General features: G+C 73.9%; 12 protein-coding genes and 1 pseudogene. 2 read left to right on the plus strand and 11 right to left on the minus strand.

The window, feature by feature from the left end:
* The 11 genes from ACFF45_RS33640 to ACFF45_RS33690 form a co-directional block, all read right to left on the minus strand.
* On the minus strand, positions 1 to 389 hold a 389-nt coding region (locus ACFF45_RS33640; RefSeq protein ID WP_381350754.1), incomplete at its 3' end, for a phage holin family protein.
* A 110-nt stretch (positions 390 to 499) separates the two neighbouring features.
* Positions 500 to 1,051, minus strand: a complete 552-nt coding sequence (locus ACFF45_RS33645) for a GNAT family N-acetyltransferase (RefSeq protein WP_381350755.1) — start codon at positions 1,049 to 1,051, stop codon at positions 500 to 502.
* An 81-nt stretch (positions 1,052 to 1,132) separates the two neighbouring features.
* Positions 1,133 to 2,056, minus strand: a complete 924-nt coding sequence (locus ACFF45_RS33650; protein WP_381350756.1) for a S66 peptidase family protein — start codon at positions 2,054 to 2,056, stop codon at positions 1,133 to 1,135.
* Entirely contained in the window at positions 2,053 to 4,017 is a 1,965-nt protein-coding gene (locus ACFF45_RS33655) for a prolyl oligopeptidase family serine peptidase (RefSeq protein ID WP_381350757.1), read from the minus strand. Before ACFF45_RS33655 ends, ACFF45_RS33650 begins: the two co-directional genes overlap by 4 nt.
* Positions 4,018 to 4,021: 4 nt before the next feature.
* Positions 4,022 to 5,326 (minus strand): M20/M25/M40 family metallo-hydrolase, encoded by a 1,305-nt coding sequence (locus ACFF45_RS33660; protein WP_381350758.1) that lies wholly within the window; start codon positions 5,324 to 5,326, stop codon positions 4,022 to 4,024.
* A complete protein-coding gene (locus ACFF45_RS33665) occupies positions 5,319 to 6,152 on the minus strand; it encodes a M55 family metallopeptidase (protein ID WP_381350759.1) in 834 nt (277 codons plus the stop codon). The genes ACFF45_RS33660 and ACFF45_RS33665 overlap by 8 nt, the downstream gene beginning before the upstream one ends.
* Positions 6,153 to 6,282: 130 nt before the next feature.
* Complete coding sequence (locus ACFF45_RS33670; protein WP_381350760.1) at positions 6,283 to 7,008, minus strand: methyltransferase domain-containing protein; 726 nt, start codon at positions 7,006 to 7,008, stop codon at positions 6,283 to 6,285.
* Between the two features lie 140 nt (positions 7,009 to 7,148).
* Positions 7,149 to 9,593, minus strand: coding sequence for an ATP-binding SpoIIE family protein phosphatase (locus ACFF45_RS33675; protein ID WP_381350761.1), 2,445 nt, complete (start codon positions 9,591 to 9,593; stop codon positions 7,149 to 7,151).
* Positions 9,594 to 9,737: 144 nt separating this feature from the next.
* Positions 9,738 to 12,119 carry an MFS transporter gene (locus ACFF45_RS33680; RefSeq protein WP_381350762.1) on the minus strand — a complete coding sequence of 794 codons (2,382 nt, stop codon included), beginning with the start codon at positions 12,117 to 12,119 and terminating at the stop codon, positions 9,738 to 9,740.
* A 232-nt stretch (positions 12,120 to 12,351) separates the two neighbouring features.
* Entirely contained in the window at positions 12,352 to 12,795 is a 444-nt protein-coding gene (locus tag ACFF45_RS33685) for an SRPBCC family protein (protein ID WP_381350763.1), read from the minus strand.
* Positions 12,796 to 13,737: 942 nt separating this feature from the next.
* Positions 13,738 to 13,944, minus strand: coding sequence for a hypothetical protein (locus tag ACFF45_RS33690; protein ID WP_381350765.1), 207 nt, complete (start codon positions 13,942 to 13,944; stop codon positions 13,738 to 13,740).
* A gap of 687 nt (positions 13,945 to 14,631) precedes the next feature.
* On the opposite strand from ACFF45_RS33690, the gene ACFF45_RS33695 reads away from it, so the two are divergent.
* Together ACFF45_RS33695 and ACFF45_RS33700 are read left to right on the plus strand one after the other, a co-directional pair.
* Positions 14,632 to 15,039, plus strand: a complete 408-nt coding sequence (locus ACFF45_RS33695) for a hypothetical protein (protein WP_381350767.1) — start codon at positions 14,632 to 14,634, stop codon at positions 15,037 to 15,039.
* 240 nt (positions 15,040 to 15,279) lie between these two features.
* Positions 15,280 to 15,693: pseudogene (locus ACFF45_RS33700) on the plus strand (alpha/beta hydrolase); the annotation flags it as partial.
* Between the last annotated feature and the right edge of the window lie 90 nt (positions 15,694 to 15,783).

Here is a 15,783-nt window from a genome sequence, read left to right on the forward strand (position 1 = left end):
GGCATGGGCGGCACCGGCGGGTACGGCGGGGTGGCGCCGGGCACGTGGTCCCGGTCCGCCGCCCGCGCGGCCACGCTCCCGTGGGCGGTGCCGGGGGCGGCGGGCCGGGCGGCGCTGCGCAGCAGGTGGGCGGCGGCGCCGAGGAGCGCCGCGGTGATCAGTGCGGCGGCCCAGCCCGGCAGGACGAGGGCGAGGGCGAGACCGGCCGCGAGGGCGACGGCCGCGCCGGCGTACAGGGCGACGGCTCCCGACGCGGCGTACAGCGTGGCCTTGCGGCGCTGCTTGCGCGTCTGCTGCCGCAGTTCGTCGCGGATCGTCTCCCGCGCGACCTGTGCCAGCTCGTCGGCCAGATGCCTGTCCAGGTGCTCCAGATGATCCATGCGGTCCATGACGGGCGGGTACCCGTGCGCCACGGCGGGTAACGCCCGGCGGGGGCGCCCCCGGCGGCTGTCGCGCCCCGGGTAGCCCCGTGTCCCGGCGTGGCGGCCGGGCCGGAGGATCAGCCGCCGGCCCGCATCTCGACGGTGAGCGCCCAGCGCTCGTGGTCCCGCCAGGCGCCGTCGACGTAGAGCATGCGCGGTGAGAAGCCCTCCAGGCGGAACCCGCAGGCACGGGCCAGGGCGATGGAGGCCGCGTTGCCGGGCTGCACGTTGATCTCCAGCCGGTGCAGCCGCAGCGGCCCGAAGGCGTGGTCCACCACCAGCTCCAGCGCTTCGCGCATCAGGCCCCGCCCGGCGGCGTGCGCGAAGGCGCCGTAGCCGAGGGCGCCGCTCTGGAAGGCCCCGCCGACGATGGCGTTGACGTTGATGAACCCGGCGAGGGCGTCCGTGGCCTTCTCGCAGACCAGGAACCCGGCCTTCGTCGGGTCCTCGATCAGGCGCCCGGCGTAGTGGGCGTACGCCTGCGGGGTGTCCGGCGGGAAGAGCCACGGCCGGTGCAGGTCCTTGCTCTCCCGGACCCGCGCCGTGAACTCCGCGCCGTCCTCGTGGGTGAAGTGGCGTATGCCCACGCGGGGACCCTCGGCGAGATAGCGGGACGCGGTGTGCGGCATGCCGCCACCCTACGACCGGCCGGGCGCGGGGACGGCCCGGACCGCCTCCGGCGGACGCGGCGCCCCGCCCGCGCGGGCGGCTCAGCGCAGCGCGGGCTCGTCCAGGGTCAGCGTCCCCGCCGCCGCGTCCAGCTCCGCCGCCACCCCGAACGGGACCGTCAGCGCCCCGTCGCAGTGCCCGAACCCGAACTCCTCCGCCACCGGCACCCCGAGCCCGCCGAGCCGGTCGGCGAGGACCGGGCGCAGCCGCTCGTACGGGCCGCAGCCGTGCCACGAGCCGAGGGCGATCCCCGCGACCCCGTCGAGCCACCCGGCGCGCAGCAGCTGGGTCAGGATCCGGTCCAGGCGGTACGCCTCCTCCCCCACGTCCTCGATCATCAGCAGTCCGCCCCGGGCACCGCCGCGGGCGTACGGCGTGCCCAGCTCGGCCGCGAGCAGGCTGACGCAGCCGCCGAGGGTGACGCCGCGCGCCCGGCCGGGCACCAGCGCGCCGCGGCCGGAGGCGATGGTGCGGACCGTCTCCGGCCTGAACAGCGTGGCCTTCAGGTGGTCCTGCGCCCGCGCGTTCTTGAGGAAGTCGACGCCGGCCGCCATCGGCCCGTGCAGGGTGACCAGGCCGATCCGGGCGGCGAAGGCCTCGTGCAGCGCGGTGACGTCGCTGAAGCCGACGAGCACCTTCGGCCCGGCCGCCCGCAGCGCGTCCCAGTCGAGCAGGTCCACCATCCGCTGCGCCCCGTACCCGCCGCGGGCGCACAGCACGGCGGCCACGGCCGGGTCGCACCAGGCGGCCTGGAAGTCGGCGGCCCGGTCGGCGTCCGTGCCCGCGAGGTAGCGGAACTCGCCGTGCCGGTCCAGCACATGGGGGGTCACCACCGGGTCGAGGTCCCAGCCGCGCAGCACGTCGAGCCCGGTCTGCAACCGCTCCTCGGGCACCGGCCCGCTCGGCGCGACGACGGCCACCCGGGCCCCGGGGGCCAGCCGGGGCGGTCGTACCAGCTGCTTCATCCGGTGAGCTCCAGGGCCGGGACACCGGGCGCGTGCAGCCCGAACACCTGGGCGTACAGGGAGAGTTCGGCCTCCAGTGCGCGGATCATGGTGTCGGCGCGCCGGAACCCGTGCCCCTCGCCCTCGAAGGCGATGTACGCGTGCGGCACCCGCCGCCCCGCCATCCGTTCCAGGAACCGTTCGCACTGGGCGGGCGGGCAGATCACGTCGTCCAGGCCCTGGAGCAGCAGGAAGGGCGCGGTGATCCGGTCGGCGTGCTCGGCGGGCGAGCGCTGCGCGTACCGCCCGGGGACCTCGGCGAGCGGCCCGACCAGGCCCTCCAGGTACCGCGACTCGAAGTCGTGGGTCTCACCCGTCGCCCAGCCGGCGAGGTCGAGGATCGGGTAGATGATCGTGCCGCAGGCGTAGACGTCGGTCGTGGTGAGCGACGCGGCCGCGGTCCAGCCGCCCGCGCTGCCGCCGCGCACGGCGAGCCGGTCGCGGTCGGCGGTGCCCTCCTCGGCGAGGGCGAGCGCGACGGCCGCGCAGTCCTCGACGTCCACGACGCCCCACTGCTCGCGCAGCCGCTCCCGGTACTCCCGCCCGTAGCCGGTCGAGCCGCCGTAGTCGACCTCGGCGACGCCGATGCCGCGCGAGGTGAAGTAGGCGATGCGGAGGTCCAGGACGAGGGGCGCGCGGCTGGTGGGGCCGCCGTGCGCCCAGACGACGTAGGGCGGCAGCTCGGCGCCGGGCGGGGTACAGCCGGGGTGGTGCGGCGGGTAGACGTGCGCGTGGATCTCGCGTCCGGCCGGTCCGGTGAAGGTGCGGATCTGCGGTTCGGGGTAGTACGCCGGGTCCACCGCGTCGTCGTGCTCGGCGCCGATCACCCGGGCCCGGCCGGTACGGGCGTCCAGTTCGACCACCTCGTAGGCGCTGCGCGGGCCGGCGCCGACGGCGACGACCCGCTCGCCGTGCACGGCGAGGGCGGGCGCGAACTCGGTCCAGGGGCCGGCCGCGTCGACCACCTCGCCGGTCTCGGGGTCGAGTATGCCGAGCGCGGAGGCGCCCCGGCCGTGCACCACCGCGACCAGCCCGTTGTCCAGCGGCGCGAACCAGCGGGAGCCGACGCGCCACAGCGGTCCGCCGAACTCCTCCTCGCGCGGGCACAGCGGTGCGCCGTCGCGGTAGAGGTTCCACCAGCCGGTGCGGTCGCTGACGTACAGCAGGGCGCCCGCGGCGTCGAACTCGGCCTGCGCGACGGCCTCCTCGGGGCCGCCGGCGACCGTGCGGGGCGCGCCGAGCGTGCCGTCGTCCGTCACCTCGGCGAGGAGCAGTTCCGTGCCGTCCCACGGCATCCGCGGATGGTCCCAGGCGAGCCACGCCGCACGCCGCCCGTCGGGCGACAGCCGCGGTCCGGTGACGAACCGGTGCCGCTCGGCGGTGAGTTCGCGCACCGCGCCGCGGTCCCGGGCGGCGGAGCCGTCCAGCGGCACGGCGGCCAGGACGCGCCGCACGTCGGTGGGTCCCTCGCCGGTGAACTCCTCCAGCACGCACCACACCTCGCCGCGCTCCGGGCGCGGCTGCGGATCCGCCCAGCGCAGCCCGCCGCCCACCGGTGACACGGGGGTCAGCGGGCGCGGCTCGCCGCCCTCCTCGTACCGGTACAGCCGCTGGTCGGCGAAGTGCACGAAGACCACCACCGGGCGGCCGTCGAGCAGGGTGCCGGCCCAGGGCCGACCGCCGTACTCGATGACCCGGCTGCGCACGTTCCACGGCGCGGGCAGCACGGATTCCTCCGTGCCGTCGGCGTGCCGCCGCACCAGCGTGCGCCGGCCGCCCTCGGCGGGCCGCGGCTCGGTCCACCAGGCCTCGTCGCCGACGAAGCCCACGTACTCCGGGTGCCCGTCGTGCGCGGCGGCGAGCGCCGCGTCGATGGGCGAGGGCCAGGAACCGTACGGCAGGGTCTGCACGTTCTCCCCCATGGGGTCAGGCGTCCCGCAGGAACCGGTCGAGGACGCGGACGCCGAAGTGCAGCGCCTCGACGGGCACCCGCTCGTCGACGCCGTGGAAGAGGGCCTGGTAGTCCAGTCCCTCGGGCAGCTTCAGCGGCGCGAAGCCGTAGCCGGTGATGCCGAGCCGCGAGAACTGCTTGGCGTCGGTGCCGCCGGACATGCAGTACGGCACGACGTGCCCCTCGGGCGCGAACTCCGCGACGGCCGCCCGCATCCTGGCGTAGGTCGGCGAGTCCAGCGGCGCCTGGAGCGCCACCTCGCGGTGCTCGAACTCCCAGTCCACGTCCGGCCCGGTGAGCAGGTCGAGGGTGTCGCGGAACTCCTGCTCGCCGCCCGGCAGACAGCGCCCGTCGACGTACGCCACGGCCTCGCCCGGAATGACGTTGATCTTGTAACCGGCGTCCAGCATGGTCGGGTTGGCGCTGTTGCGGACGGTGGCCTCGACGAGCCGGGCGGCCGGGCCGAGCTTCTCCAGCAGCCGGTCGACGTCGCTCAGGTCGGAGTCGATGCCGTACAGCGCGGCCAGTTCGGTGAGCGCCGCGCTCACGGTCGGGGTGAGCCTGAGCGGCCACTCGTGCGCGCCGATCCGCGCGACGGCGGCGGCCAGCCGGGTCACCGCGTTGTCGCGGTTGACCTTGGAGCCGTGCCCGGCCCGCCCGCGTGCGGTGAGCTTCAGCCAGCCCGTGCCGCGCTCCCCGGCCGCGATCGGGTAGATCTCCCGGCCCGCGCCGTCGTGGAAGGTGAACCCGCCCGACTCGCCGATGCCTTCGGTGCACCCCTCGAACAGCGCGGGGTGCCGGTCGGCGAGGAAGCCGGAACCGTCCTCGGCGCTGGCCTCCTCGTCCGCGGTGAACGCGATCACCAGGTCGCGCCGGGGCCGCACGCCCTCCCGGGCCCAGGAGCGCACCACGGCGAGGATCATCGCGTCCATGTTCTTCATGTCGACCGCCCCCCGGCCCCAGACCACGCCGTCCCGGACCTCCCCGGAGAACGGGTGCACGCTCCAGTCGGCGGCCTCCGCGGGCACGACGTCCAGGTGCCCGTGCACGAGCAGCGCGTCGGCGGACGGGTCGGTGCCCTCGACGCGGGCGACGACGTTGGTCCGCCCCTTGGTGCGCTCCAGCAGGGTGGGCTCCAGGCCGGCCCCGGCCAGCCGCTCCGCCGCGTACTCGGCGGCGGGCCGCTCCCGGCAGTCGCCGCCGCCCCGGTTGGCGGTGTCGATGCGGATGAGGCCGGAGGTGAACTCCACGACCTCGTCCAGCGCCCGCTGATCAGCCATACTGCTCCTCCACGGCGGCCGAGACGACGGTGGTGACCGCCTTGAAGGTGCGGATCCCCTCGTACATGGTCGGGCAGGTGTAGGCCACCTTGCGCTCCCCGGTCCGCTCGACGCCCGGCACCACGGTCGCCGCCATGGCCAGGTGCTCCGCGTCGAACTCGACCGCGACGGTGTGCGGACCGGCGGCGACCGGCTCGTGGCGGACCGCCAGTGCGGCCGCCTCCTTCGCCGCGGCCCGGATGTCGGCGGCGGTCCTGGCCGGGGTGCGGCACACCGCCGCGTACCGCGACACATGGTCCTTGACGGCGACCTTCAGCGCCTCGGGCGCGTACCCGAGCGCGTCCTCGCACGCCACGTCGTCGCCCGTCACCAGCACCACGGGCACCCCGTACTCGGCGACGACGTGTGCGTTCAGCAGACCCTCACTGGCCCGTACGCCGTTCAGCCAGACGCCGGTGACGGAGTTGGCGAGGTAGGTGTGGGCGAGCACGCCCTCGGCGCCGGCGCCCGCGTGGTAGCCGACGAAGGCGATGCCATCCACGTCCCCGTGCTGCACGCCCTCGACCATGGTCAGCGACTTGTGCCGGCCGGTGAGCATCTGCACCCGTTCGTCCAGCTGCTCCAGCAGCAGGTTGCGCATGCTCCAGTGCGCCTCGTTGACGAGCACCTCGTCGGCGCCGCCGTCGTGGAACCCGAGCGCGGCGGCGTTGACGTCCGAGGTGAACAGGGACCGGCAGCGCTCCCACTGGGCTGTCCCGGGCAGCACGTCGGCCGGCCAGGTGACACCGGTGGCGCCCTCCATGTCGGCGCTGATGAGGATCTTCATGGTGCGTCACGTTACGCGGAGATGCCCGGGGCGACCAGGACGCGGGGCACGCGCCCCCCCCAGGACGGGTCCGCCGCCGGTGCCACGTCCCCGTGGGGCCCCGTCCGCCGGTCGCCCGGTACCGGCCGGGTCAGCCGGCGCGGCCCGCCACCAGCCAGGTCGACGGCAGCTCGATCCGGCTGCCGTCGGGCCGGGACTCCGTGGTCGTCAGCGGCAGTTCCCCGCTCGCCAGCACGGTGAGACCGGCCGCCGTCAGGTACTCGGGCACCGCGGCGTCGGCGACCTCGCCGGGCGCTATGCCGTGCCGGAGGACCGGGGCGAGCTTGGCGGGCGGGCCCTCCGGGCGCTGCGCCAGACCGCGCAGGACGAGCCCGGCGGCCTCGGCGGGCTCGGCGAGGAAGACGCGGCCGCGCTCGCCGGCCAGCGTCGCCAGCCCTTCGGCCAGCAGCCCGCGGTCGGCGGGCTCGCACTGGTGCAGCACGCCCCGCATGTACACGTTGGCGTCGCCCAGTTGGGCGTGCAGCGCCCGTGCCTCGATCCGGTCGGCTGCGTCCAGCACCCGGTACACCGCCTGGCCGGCCGGGTCGGCCCGCTCGGCGTGCGCGACGGCCGCCGCCGACAGGTCGACGCCGAGGACGCGCGGGAAACGGCCGGCCAGGAAGCGGGTCAGCGTGCCGTTGCCGCAGCCCAGGTCGACCATCGGCAGCCCGGGGTCGACCAGGTGCGGCTCGAACAGGGCCAGATGCCGTCCGGCGGTCAGCGCGGGCTCGGCGTCCCAGAACACGGAGCCCTGCGCGCCGGGCGCCTCGCTCCAGAACCCCTCCCAGGCCGCCCGGTACCGACTCGTCACGCTCATGGCCAACTCCCCAGGTCCGACGCCGTCTTCCCGCCGCGGGCGACGGGCCAGTACGGTCTACCGCGCCCGGCGCGCGGACACAAGGACACGGCGCGCACCTTCACGGCTCGTCCGACCGGCGTACGCCGGTCGGAGCGGGCTCAGCGGCGGGGCAGCGTGAGTTCGAACCAGACGGTCTTGCCCGCGCCGGTCCGGCTGGCGCCCCACTCGCGGGCGAGGGTGCTCACCACGCGCAGCCCGCGCCCGGTCTCGTCCCGGGGCCCGGCGCTGAGCAGCGTCGGCAGGTCGTGGTCGTCGTCGTCCACCTCGCACAGCAGGGTGTCGCCGCGCACCAGGCGCACGGCGACGGGCCGGCCGTGGGAGTGCCGCACGGCGTTGGTGACCAGCTCACTGACCATCAGCTCGGCGTTGTCCGCCAGCTGCGGCAGCCGCCACGCGTGCAGCTGCTCGCGGACCGCCGCGCGGGCCCGGCCCACCTCGGCCGGCGCGGGGCCGAACCGCCACTCGGCGACGTCGCCGGGCTCGATGCCGCCCAGGCGGGCCATCAGCAGGGCCACGTCGTCCTTGCGGCCGTCGCGGGTGTTGAGGGCGCGGATGATCGTGTCGCAGGCGTCGTCCATGGAGGCGGCCGGGTGGGCGGCCGACTCGCACAGGGTGGCCAGTCCGACACCGATGTCCTCGCCGCGCATCTCGACCAGCCCGTCGGTGCACATCACCAGCCGGTCGCCGGGCCGCACCCGCACGCGGACCGCCTCGAACGGCACCCCGCCGACGCCGACGGGCGCTCCGGTGGGCAGGTCGAGCAACTCGCTGCGCCCGTCCTCGGCGCGGACCAGCACGGGCGGGATGTGCCCGGCGTTGGCGAGGTGCAGCTCGCCCGCGATCGGGTCGTACACGGCGTACAGGCAGGTCGCGAGGTAGCTGTCGCCGAGCCGCTGGGCGAGGTCGTCGAGGTTGCGCAGCAGCCGCGCGGGCGGCAGGTCCAGGGCGGCCATGGTCTGCACGGCCGTACGCAGCTGGCCCATCATGGCCGCGGAGTTGAGGCCGTGGCCCATGACGTCGCCGACGACGAACGCGGTGCGCGCGCCGGGCAGCTTCACCGCGTCGAACCAGTCGCCGCCGACCCGCCCGAGCAGGGTGCCGGGCAGATAGCGGGTGGCGATGTCGCAGCCCGCCATGCGCGGCGGTATGTGCGGCAGCATGCTGTCCTGGAGGGTCTCGGCGACGCTCTCCTGGAAGGTGTACATCCGGGCGTTGTCGAGCACGAGGCCCGCGCGGGCGGCCAGTTCGGCGCCGGTGACCCGGTCCATGTCGTTGAACTCGGCGCGCTCCGGGTGCCGCAGCAGGATCATGAAGCCGAGCACCACGGTGCGGGCCTTCAGCGGGACGACGAGCATGCTGCGGCCGGTGATCAGCGGCCGGATGTCGCGCTTTTCGAACTGCGAGGCGATGGCGTGGCCCATCTGCTCACTGATCCGGGGCACCAGGACGGGCTCGCCGGTGGTCATGCACTGGAAGAACGGCGTGTGCGCCGGGAACGGCATGGCCTCGCCGACCGGCACGACGTCGTCCCAGCGGCCCGGTTCGTCGGTGTGCTCGACGGCCACCCGGTGCCACAGGGTGGTCGTGTCCGGCACGCCGTCCGGGAAGCCCTCGCCGGCGACGACCTGCTCGCGCAGGTAGGTGCCGGCGACGTCGGTGAAGCGCGGCACGACCGCCTTGCTGACCTCGACGATCGTGCGGGCCAGGTCGAGCGAGGTGCCGATCCTTCCGCTGACCTCGTTGAGGAACTCAAGGCGCTCGCGCACGGCGGCGTACTCCAGGTCCTCGGCCTCGTCCCGCAGGCCGGCCGGCACGGCCTCCCCCGCGGCCAGGGCCCGGGCGAGGCGCTCGCGCCGCGCCCTGCGCTCGGCGCGCCGGGGCACGCCCCAGTCGGGGGTGACCGGCACCCGGTCGTGCCGGCTGAACTCCAGCACCGGGTAGCCCAGTTCCAGGACCTGCGCCACGATCCGGGCGCTCTCCCCGACGCTCATGCTGGGCAGGATCTCGGGGAGGGCGCGGGCCAGGGCGTCGGCGCCGGGGAAGTCGGTGTGCCGGGCGAAGGCGGGCGCGATCCGCTCGGCGGCGTCCGGGCCCGTCTCGTGCGGACGCAGGGCGCCGGCGTCGGCGGCCAGCACCAGCAGCCGCTGGCCGCCGGGTCCGGCCAGCGGGTACGCCCACCACAGCATGTCGACCCGGCCGCCGTCGGGCACGGTGACGCGGGCCCGGCCCGCGGCCGGGTAGGACAATCCGCCGTCCAGCGAGGACCCGAGGTCCGGACCGAGGCCGTCGTGCGCGCCGTACGGTCCGTACGGGGAGTCCTCGTCGTCGCGCGACAGCGCGCCGGAGACGGGCAGCAGGTCGCTCGCCGGGCGGCCGATCGCGGACTCCTTGGGGGTGCCGAACAGCCGCCGCGCGCCGGTGCTCCAGTGCGACACCAGGCCCTCGCGGTCCACGACGACCACCGCCAGCGGAACCCGTCCCGCCGTCGCGCCGCGTCCGGCCGGGTGGCTGGGAGGTGCTTGCCGGTCGGTGCCACGCTCCATGGCCCAGGCCCTCTCTCCCCACGACTGTGCAAGATCTGCGCCCCCGGCCACCACCGTACGGCGCCGCCCGTCGGCGATGTGCGGCATTGGGGGAATTGACGGCCCCGGGCGCGCGGGCGCACGGTCACGCGCCCCCGGGGCGGTTCAGTCCTCGTGGCCCAGCTGGAGGTCGCGTTCCGTGCGCCCCCCGCCCGCCACCTGGAGCACGGTGGCCACCGGCGGGTATCCGGCCGCGATGACCGTGTACTCGCCGGAGGACAGGTCGACGAAGCGGAAGGTGCCGTCGGCCCCGGTGGTGAGCGTGTCGACGACGTTGCCGGCCGCGTCGAGCAGGGTCACGCGCGCGTCCTCCACGGGCCGTCCGCCGCTCGCCCGCACCGTGCCGCGCAGCACGGAGCCGCCCGCGAGTTCGACGTCCTGCCGGGTCTCCCGGGCCGCCTGGACGGTGACGGGCAGGGCGGCGGGGCGGAAGGCGGGCGCGCTGGCGGCGAGGGTGTACTCGCCGGCCACCAGGTCGGTCATGACGTAGCCGCCCTCGCGTCCGCTGCGGGTCGCGGCGACGACCTCGCCGTGCACGTTGGTGAGGGTGACCGTGGCGTCCCGTACGGCCGAGCCGTCGGCGGTGACCACGCTCCCGGCGAGGCGCCCGGCGCCGCCCAGGACGACGTCCAGTTCCACCGGGCGCTCGCCGACGGTCACGGAGACGGCCTGCGGCTGGTGCCCGCCGGCCGCCGCGATCAGGACGTACGCCCCGGATCCGGGCGTGGCCAGCGCGTAGCGTCCGTCCTCGCCGCTGGCGCCCCGCCCGATCTGCTGTCCGGCGACGTCGATGAGGGTGAGCGCCGCGCGCGGGACGACGGTGCCGTCGGGGTGCTGCACCGTGCCGCAGACGGCGACCCCGGCGGCGTGCGGCGAACGGGCCTGCGGGACGCGGCCGGCCGGGGGCGCGCCGGCCGGCTCGGTGGTGTAGTGGGTCACCAGGGGTTTCTCCTTGAGGAAGAACGTCAGCAGCAGGCCGGTGACGAGCACGGGCACGAGGTACAGGAAGATCCTCGGCATGGCGTCGGCGTAGGCCTGGACGTAGCCGTCGCGCAGCGCCGGCGGCAGTGCGTGGACGGCTTGCGGGGTGAGGGACTCGGGGTCGGGCAGGGCCGCTCCCGCGCGCGGGGGCAGCCGGTCGGCGAGGGCGTCGGTGAGCCGGTCGGCGAGGAGGGTGCCGAAGACGGCGGCGCCGACGCTGCCGCCGATCTGCCGGAAGTAGTTGCCGGCGCTGGTGGCGGTGCCCAGGTCGGCGGGGCGCACGGAGTTCTGCACGGCGAGGATCAGCACCGGCATCACCATGCCGATCCCGGCACCGAGGACGGCCGTCCAGACGCTGAAGTGCAGCCGGGGCGTGTCGGCGTCGAGGCGGGAGAGCAGCCACATGCCGGCGACCGACAGGGCGCTGCCGATGACGGGGTGGGCCTTGTAGCGGCCGGTGGCGCTGATGAGCTGCCCGGAGACGATGGAGGCGCCGACGATGCCGCCCGTCATCGGCAGCATCAGCAGCCCCGACTCGGTGGCGCTGGCGCCGTCGACCATCTGCAGGAACGTCGGCAGGTAACCGGCCGCGCCGAACAGCGCGACACCCACCACCAGGCCGACCAGACCGGTGACGTTGAAGACGGAGTCGCGGAACAGCCGCAGCGGGATGAGGGGTTCGGCGGCGAAGCGCTCGGCGACGAGGAACAGCGCGCCGGCCGCGACGGCACCGGCCGCGAGGCCGAGGACGACGCGCGAGTCCCAGGCGTACTCGGTGCCGCCCCAGCTGGTCAGCAGCACCAGGCAGGTGGAGGCCGCGGTGAGCAGCAGGGCGCCCGGGACGTCGAGGCGGGGCTTGGCCCGCGGCTTGGGAAGCTTGAGGACGAGGGCGACGACGGCCAGGGTGACCAGGCCGAAGGGCACGTTGACGTAGAAGCACCAGCGCCAGGAGAGGTGGTCGGTGAAGTAGCCGCCGAGCAGGGGTCCGGCGACGGAGGCGAGACCGAAGGCGGCGCCGATCAGCCCCGTGTACCGGCCGCGCTGCCGGGGCGGCACGATGTCCGCGACGATCGCCTGGACGCCGATCATCAGTCCGCCCGCGCCGGCGCCCTGCACCGCGCGGAAGGCGATCAGCTGGTCCATGGTCTGCGCGCGGCCCGCCAGGGCGGAGCCGACGACGAAGACGACGATGGCGAACTGGAAGACCCCCTTGCGGCCGAGCAGGTCGCCGAGCTTGCCGTAGACCGGCAGTCCGACGGTGGCGGTGAGCAGGTAGGCGGTGATCGCCCAGGACATCCTGTCCAGGCCCTGCAGCTCGCCGACGATCTTCGGCAGCGCGGTGGCGACGATCATCTGCTCCAGGGCGGCCAGGAGCAGGGCGAGCATCAGCCCGCAGAAGACGAGCTTCAGGCGCCGGGGGCCGAGTTCGGCGGTCCGCCCGGGAGGTGGCGCGGGCGGGGGCGCCGCCGCGAACGGCTCGTCCTGCACCGCCACGGTCCCGCCCACGTACCGCTCCCCTCGTCGCGCTGCCGCACCATTCCCGCGTAAAAGCGACAACCAGCAACAAGCGCGACGAGTTACGGCATCATGCCGCCCGGCCGGGAGATCCACCCGAACCGGTGAAAAGGCCAACACCCTTTCCGCACCGGCCCTTTGGGCGGCGTCACCACACCGGCGGCACCGCCCCTCGGGCGGCGTCAGTCCCCCGGCGGCACCTCGGCGGAACCGGCCTTCCGGGCTACTTCTCCACCTCGGCGGCGAGCCGGGCGAGCACCGCGTCGTAGATCCGGCCGAGCCCCTTGGGCGCGAAGGTCCTCTCGAAGAAGCCCCCGATGCCGCCGGCGCCGGTCCAGGTGGCGGTCACCACCACCCGCGACCTGCCCTCGCCGGCCGGGGTGACCCGCCAGGTGGTGAGCATGGAGGAGTTGCGGTCCTTCTCGACCAGCTCGCCGTCGGTCGGCTCGGTGACCTCCAGCAGGCAGTCCCGGACGCGCTTGCTGGTGGCCTGGAGCTTCCAGTGGACGAGGGTGCCCTCGCCGTCGCCGCCCTCGCGCACCTCGTACTCGCTGAACTGCCCGGGCAGCAGCCTCTCGCGCGTGCCGCTGTAGTCGGCGAGGGTGTCGAACACCTTCTCCGGGTCCGCCGCGACGACCCGCTCCGTAGTGGCCTCGACCTGCGCCATGGACTTCCTCCAGCACCTGAGTTCTCGGGGTTGGGGCAAGCCAACCACCCCGGTCCCCGGCCGCCCAAATCGGGGCCGGGGAGTGAGCGAACGGGTGGCGCCGAGCGATCGGAGCGGCCCGCGCACGACCATGGGAACATGTGTTCTATTGCGAGTCCAGTGCTACCGAGGAGGTGTCATGCGCCGGGAGAACCTCACCCTGGAAGCCGGCGACGGCCCGGCCGGCGCCGCGCTGTTCGGCGCGGACACGGTGACCACCCGAACCTTCGACACCCCCGAGTTACCTCCCAACACACATCACGACGGCGTCCGGACAGTAGAAAGCCACGCCCACCTCGACAGGGGAGGAAGTGGGCGGGGCTGTTGTCCTCGTCGGCGGGGAGTGATGAGCAGGACATGCCGACGAGGGGTCAGGGGCCGCTAGTCATCGGACCGGCTGTGAGCCTCTTCGCCGTGATCCAGCGGGCACATGTCCGTCACACCCATCGGGATCATTTGCTGCATCGGGTGCTGTGGGCAGCGCCGACGCCCTCGATAGGTGTCCACCACCCAGTCGTCCACAGCGATGTCTTTCGAGCTCGGGGTCCGGTACCGGTTGCCAGCAGCCATAGCGTCACTCCGAGGGGGTGGGCGGGTCGTCCTCCGGCTGGGGGACGATCGGCTCGAAGTCGTCGTCCTCTCCGCCGTGGTTCACGGTGTACAGCGTTGCGTGCATGACGTCTCTCCTTCCACGGGTTTGCCGACATCGCTCAATGTCGGTCAGGGACTTGCGGGTTGTGCAAGGACGCCGGCGGGAGCTGGGATAAACCGACCTCACTCGGCTCACCAGCCCCCGCCGCGCCCGCACGCGCGACGCACGGGCGCCGCACGCAGGTCCAGACGGGCTTCATGCTCCAGCGCCGGCCTCCAGCAGCGGGCAGGGCGCTACGCGCGATGTGCGGGTCACTTCGCCTCCCCGTGGGAGTGCCTGCGCATCTCGACGGCCCTGTCCGTCGCCTTCGACGGGTCGTAGTCGGGGCTATAGGGGTTGCTGAAGGCTTTCCACTGCTTGTAGAGAGCGCTACAGACCTTGCAACCGGGAGTGGGCTTCGTGTTTGCGAGGGGATCCAGCGACTGAACGGCCGGCGTCTGGACTTTTTTCTTCGTCACGCGTCACACCCCCCGCCTGTGATCCGGGGCAGCCGTGGCCACGTGAGCGAACTCCGGGGAGACCTCCCACTCACGCCCCCCTCCGATGGGGCGGAGGCAGATGCGCCCTCCGACGTGTCCGCGGTTTTCGCCGACCTTGTTCCGGGCGCTGTCCACCATGACCGTGCCGACGGCCGGCGGTTGGTTCGTGTCTGGGCGTGCCATGGCGACTCCTCACCCCTGCGCGAGCCTCACCTTCGTGACGCTCTGATCATCAGCCGTCACATGGGACGTTGGAACCTGTAATCCGCGGACGAATAGGCCGTCGAGCCGATACCGTCCAAAGAGGGCCAAACGTCCCTGGGGGATCCCTTGAATGTAGACCTTCAGCGCGCTATGGACGACGCGCAGATTTCGCGAAGTCGACTCGCACGTAGTCGGCGTGACCAGTAAGACCGTCGAACGGTGGGTAGCCGACCCCACACGTGTCCCGCACCCCAGGACGCGGGAAGACGTAGCGAAGGCGTTGGGAGTGAGTGCAGACGTGCTGTGGCCTAAGTCATTCCGTAGCACCCTGAAGACCGGGCATGACCGGGAAATCGTCACGGCGTACCCGTACCGCAATGCGTGCTCTACGTCCGTGTGGGCTCGCCTCATCGACGGGGCATCGAAGTCGATCACCTTCGCGGGTTACACCAACTACTTCGTGTGGCAGGAGCACCCTCGTCTCTAGCGGACCGTCTCTCCGCGAAGGCGTCGGCCGGCTGCGTCGTCCGGTTCCTCATCGGTGACCCGGAGTCGGAGGTTACTCGCCGACGGGAGGAGATCGAAGGCGTCCCGCTCACCGTTGGCACACGGATCCGCATCACCCTGGACGCCTTGAGCAAGATTGAGGGTGGAGGCGTGGAAGCTCGCTTCTCTGACGGGCATATCGCCCTCTCCGTCTTCCAGTTCGATGACGAGATGCTTGTGACGCCCCACCTCTCCAGCTTGCTCGGACACGAGTCGCCCATGCTCCACCTGCGCCGACTGGGGGACGACGGCCTGTACGACCGTTTCGCCAGCCACGTAGCGGCGTTGTGGGAAGGTGGTCGCCCTATCCGGGCGTCGACCTGATCACACATCGAACCCCGACGTCTGCGGCGACATCTGACGTACAACGCAAAGAGCCCCCGCCGGGTGGTCCGACGGGGGCTCTGGTGTACTCAGTACTTCCCTCCCTGCCTCGCCCGGACCTTCTTCAGGCAGACCGGGCAAAGAGGGTTCCCTCCGGCGCCGTACCGGTGCGTCTTGTGGTGGCACGAGGCGCACGGGCCGACGTGCTCTCCCGGGCACGTCGGGGGCGGAGGAGCGACCTGGAGCAACGCCTGGTACAACGCGCCGTGCGCGTTCTGGCCGACGGCGGCGCTGCGGCCGCTGGACGTGGCCAACGACCGGGTGCCGCCGGTGCTGCTGTTCCAGGCCACGCACGACGCGGCCACGCCGTACCGGGGCGGTGCGACGCTGCACCGCCTGCTGCGCGGCTCCAGCCTGGTGGTGGAGGAGAACGGCGGCAACCACGGCGTCACGCTGAGCGGGAACAGCTGTCTGGACGGGCACCTGGCGGCCTACCTGACCGACGGCACGGTGCCGCGCGGCCCCGGCGAGGCCGACGCGGTGTGCGCGGCGCCGCCCGGCCCGAAGCCGCTCGTCGCGAAGGCCGCCGGCCAGTCGCGGGGTTCGGCGCTGCACGAGCTGCTGGGGTTCCGGGGCCGGGCCGCCGACCGGTGAGGACGGCGACGGAGTCGGCGCTCCGGCCGGCCGCCGCGGTGCGTGCCGCCCGGTGACACCCGTGCCGGGCGGCACGGGTGTCACCGGGCG

The organism is Streptomyces cinereospinus, from assembly GCF_042430725.1.
In the GTDB taxonomy this organism is placed as follows: domain Bacteria; phylum Actinomycetota; class Actinomycetes; order Streptomycetales; family Streptomycetaceae; genus Streptomyces; species Streptomyces cinereospinus.

What these genes read in the sequence shown, in the direction of transcription:
- ACFF45_RS33675 (WP_381350761.1), bottom strand. Translation starts at nt 9,593, where the DNA reads ATGGAGCGTGGCACCGACCGGCAAGCACCTCCCAGCCACCCGGCCGGA.
- ACFF45_RS33660 (WP_381350758.1), bottom strand. Translation starts at nt 5,326, where the DNA reads ATGGCTGATCAGCGGGCGCTGGACGAGGTCGTGGAGTTCACCTCCGGC.
- ACFF45_RS33670 (WP_381350760.1), bottom strand. Translation starts at nt 7,008, where the DNA reads ATGAGCGTGACGAGTCGGTACCGGGCGGCCTGGGAGGGGTTCTGGAGC.
- ACFF45_RS33650 (WP_381350756.1), bottom strand. Translation starts at nt 2,056, where the DNA reads ATGAAGCAGCTGGTACGACCGCCCCGGCTGGCCCCCGGGGCCCGGGTG.
- ACFF45_RS33685 (WP_381350763.1), bottom strand. Translation starts at nt 12,795, where the DNA reads ATGGCGCAGGTCGAGGCCACTACGGAGCGGGTCGTCGCGGCGGACCCG.
- ACFF45_RS33645 (WP_381350755.1), bottom strand. Translation starts at nt 1,051, where the DNA reads ATGCCGCACACCGCGTCCCGCTATCTCGCCGAGGGTCCCCGCGTGGGC.
- ACFF45_RS33655 (WP_381350757.1), bottom strand. Translation starts at nt 4,017, where the DNA reads ATGGGGGAGAACGTGCAGACCCTGCCGTACGGTTCCTGGCCCTCGCCC.
- ACFF45_RS33665 (WP_381350759.1), bottom strand. Translation starts at nt 6,152, where the DNA reads ATGAAGATCCTCATCAGCGCCGACATGGAGGGCGCCACCGGTGTCACC.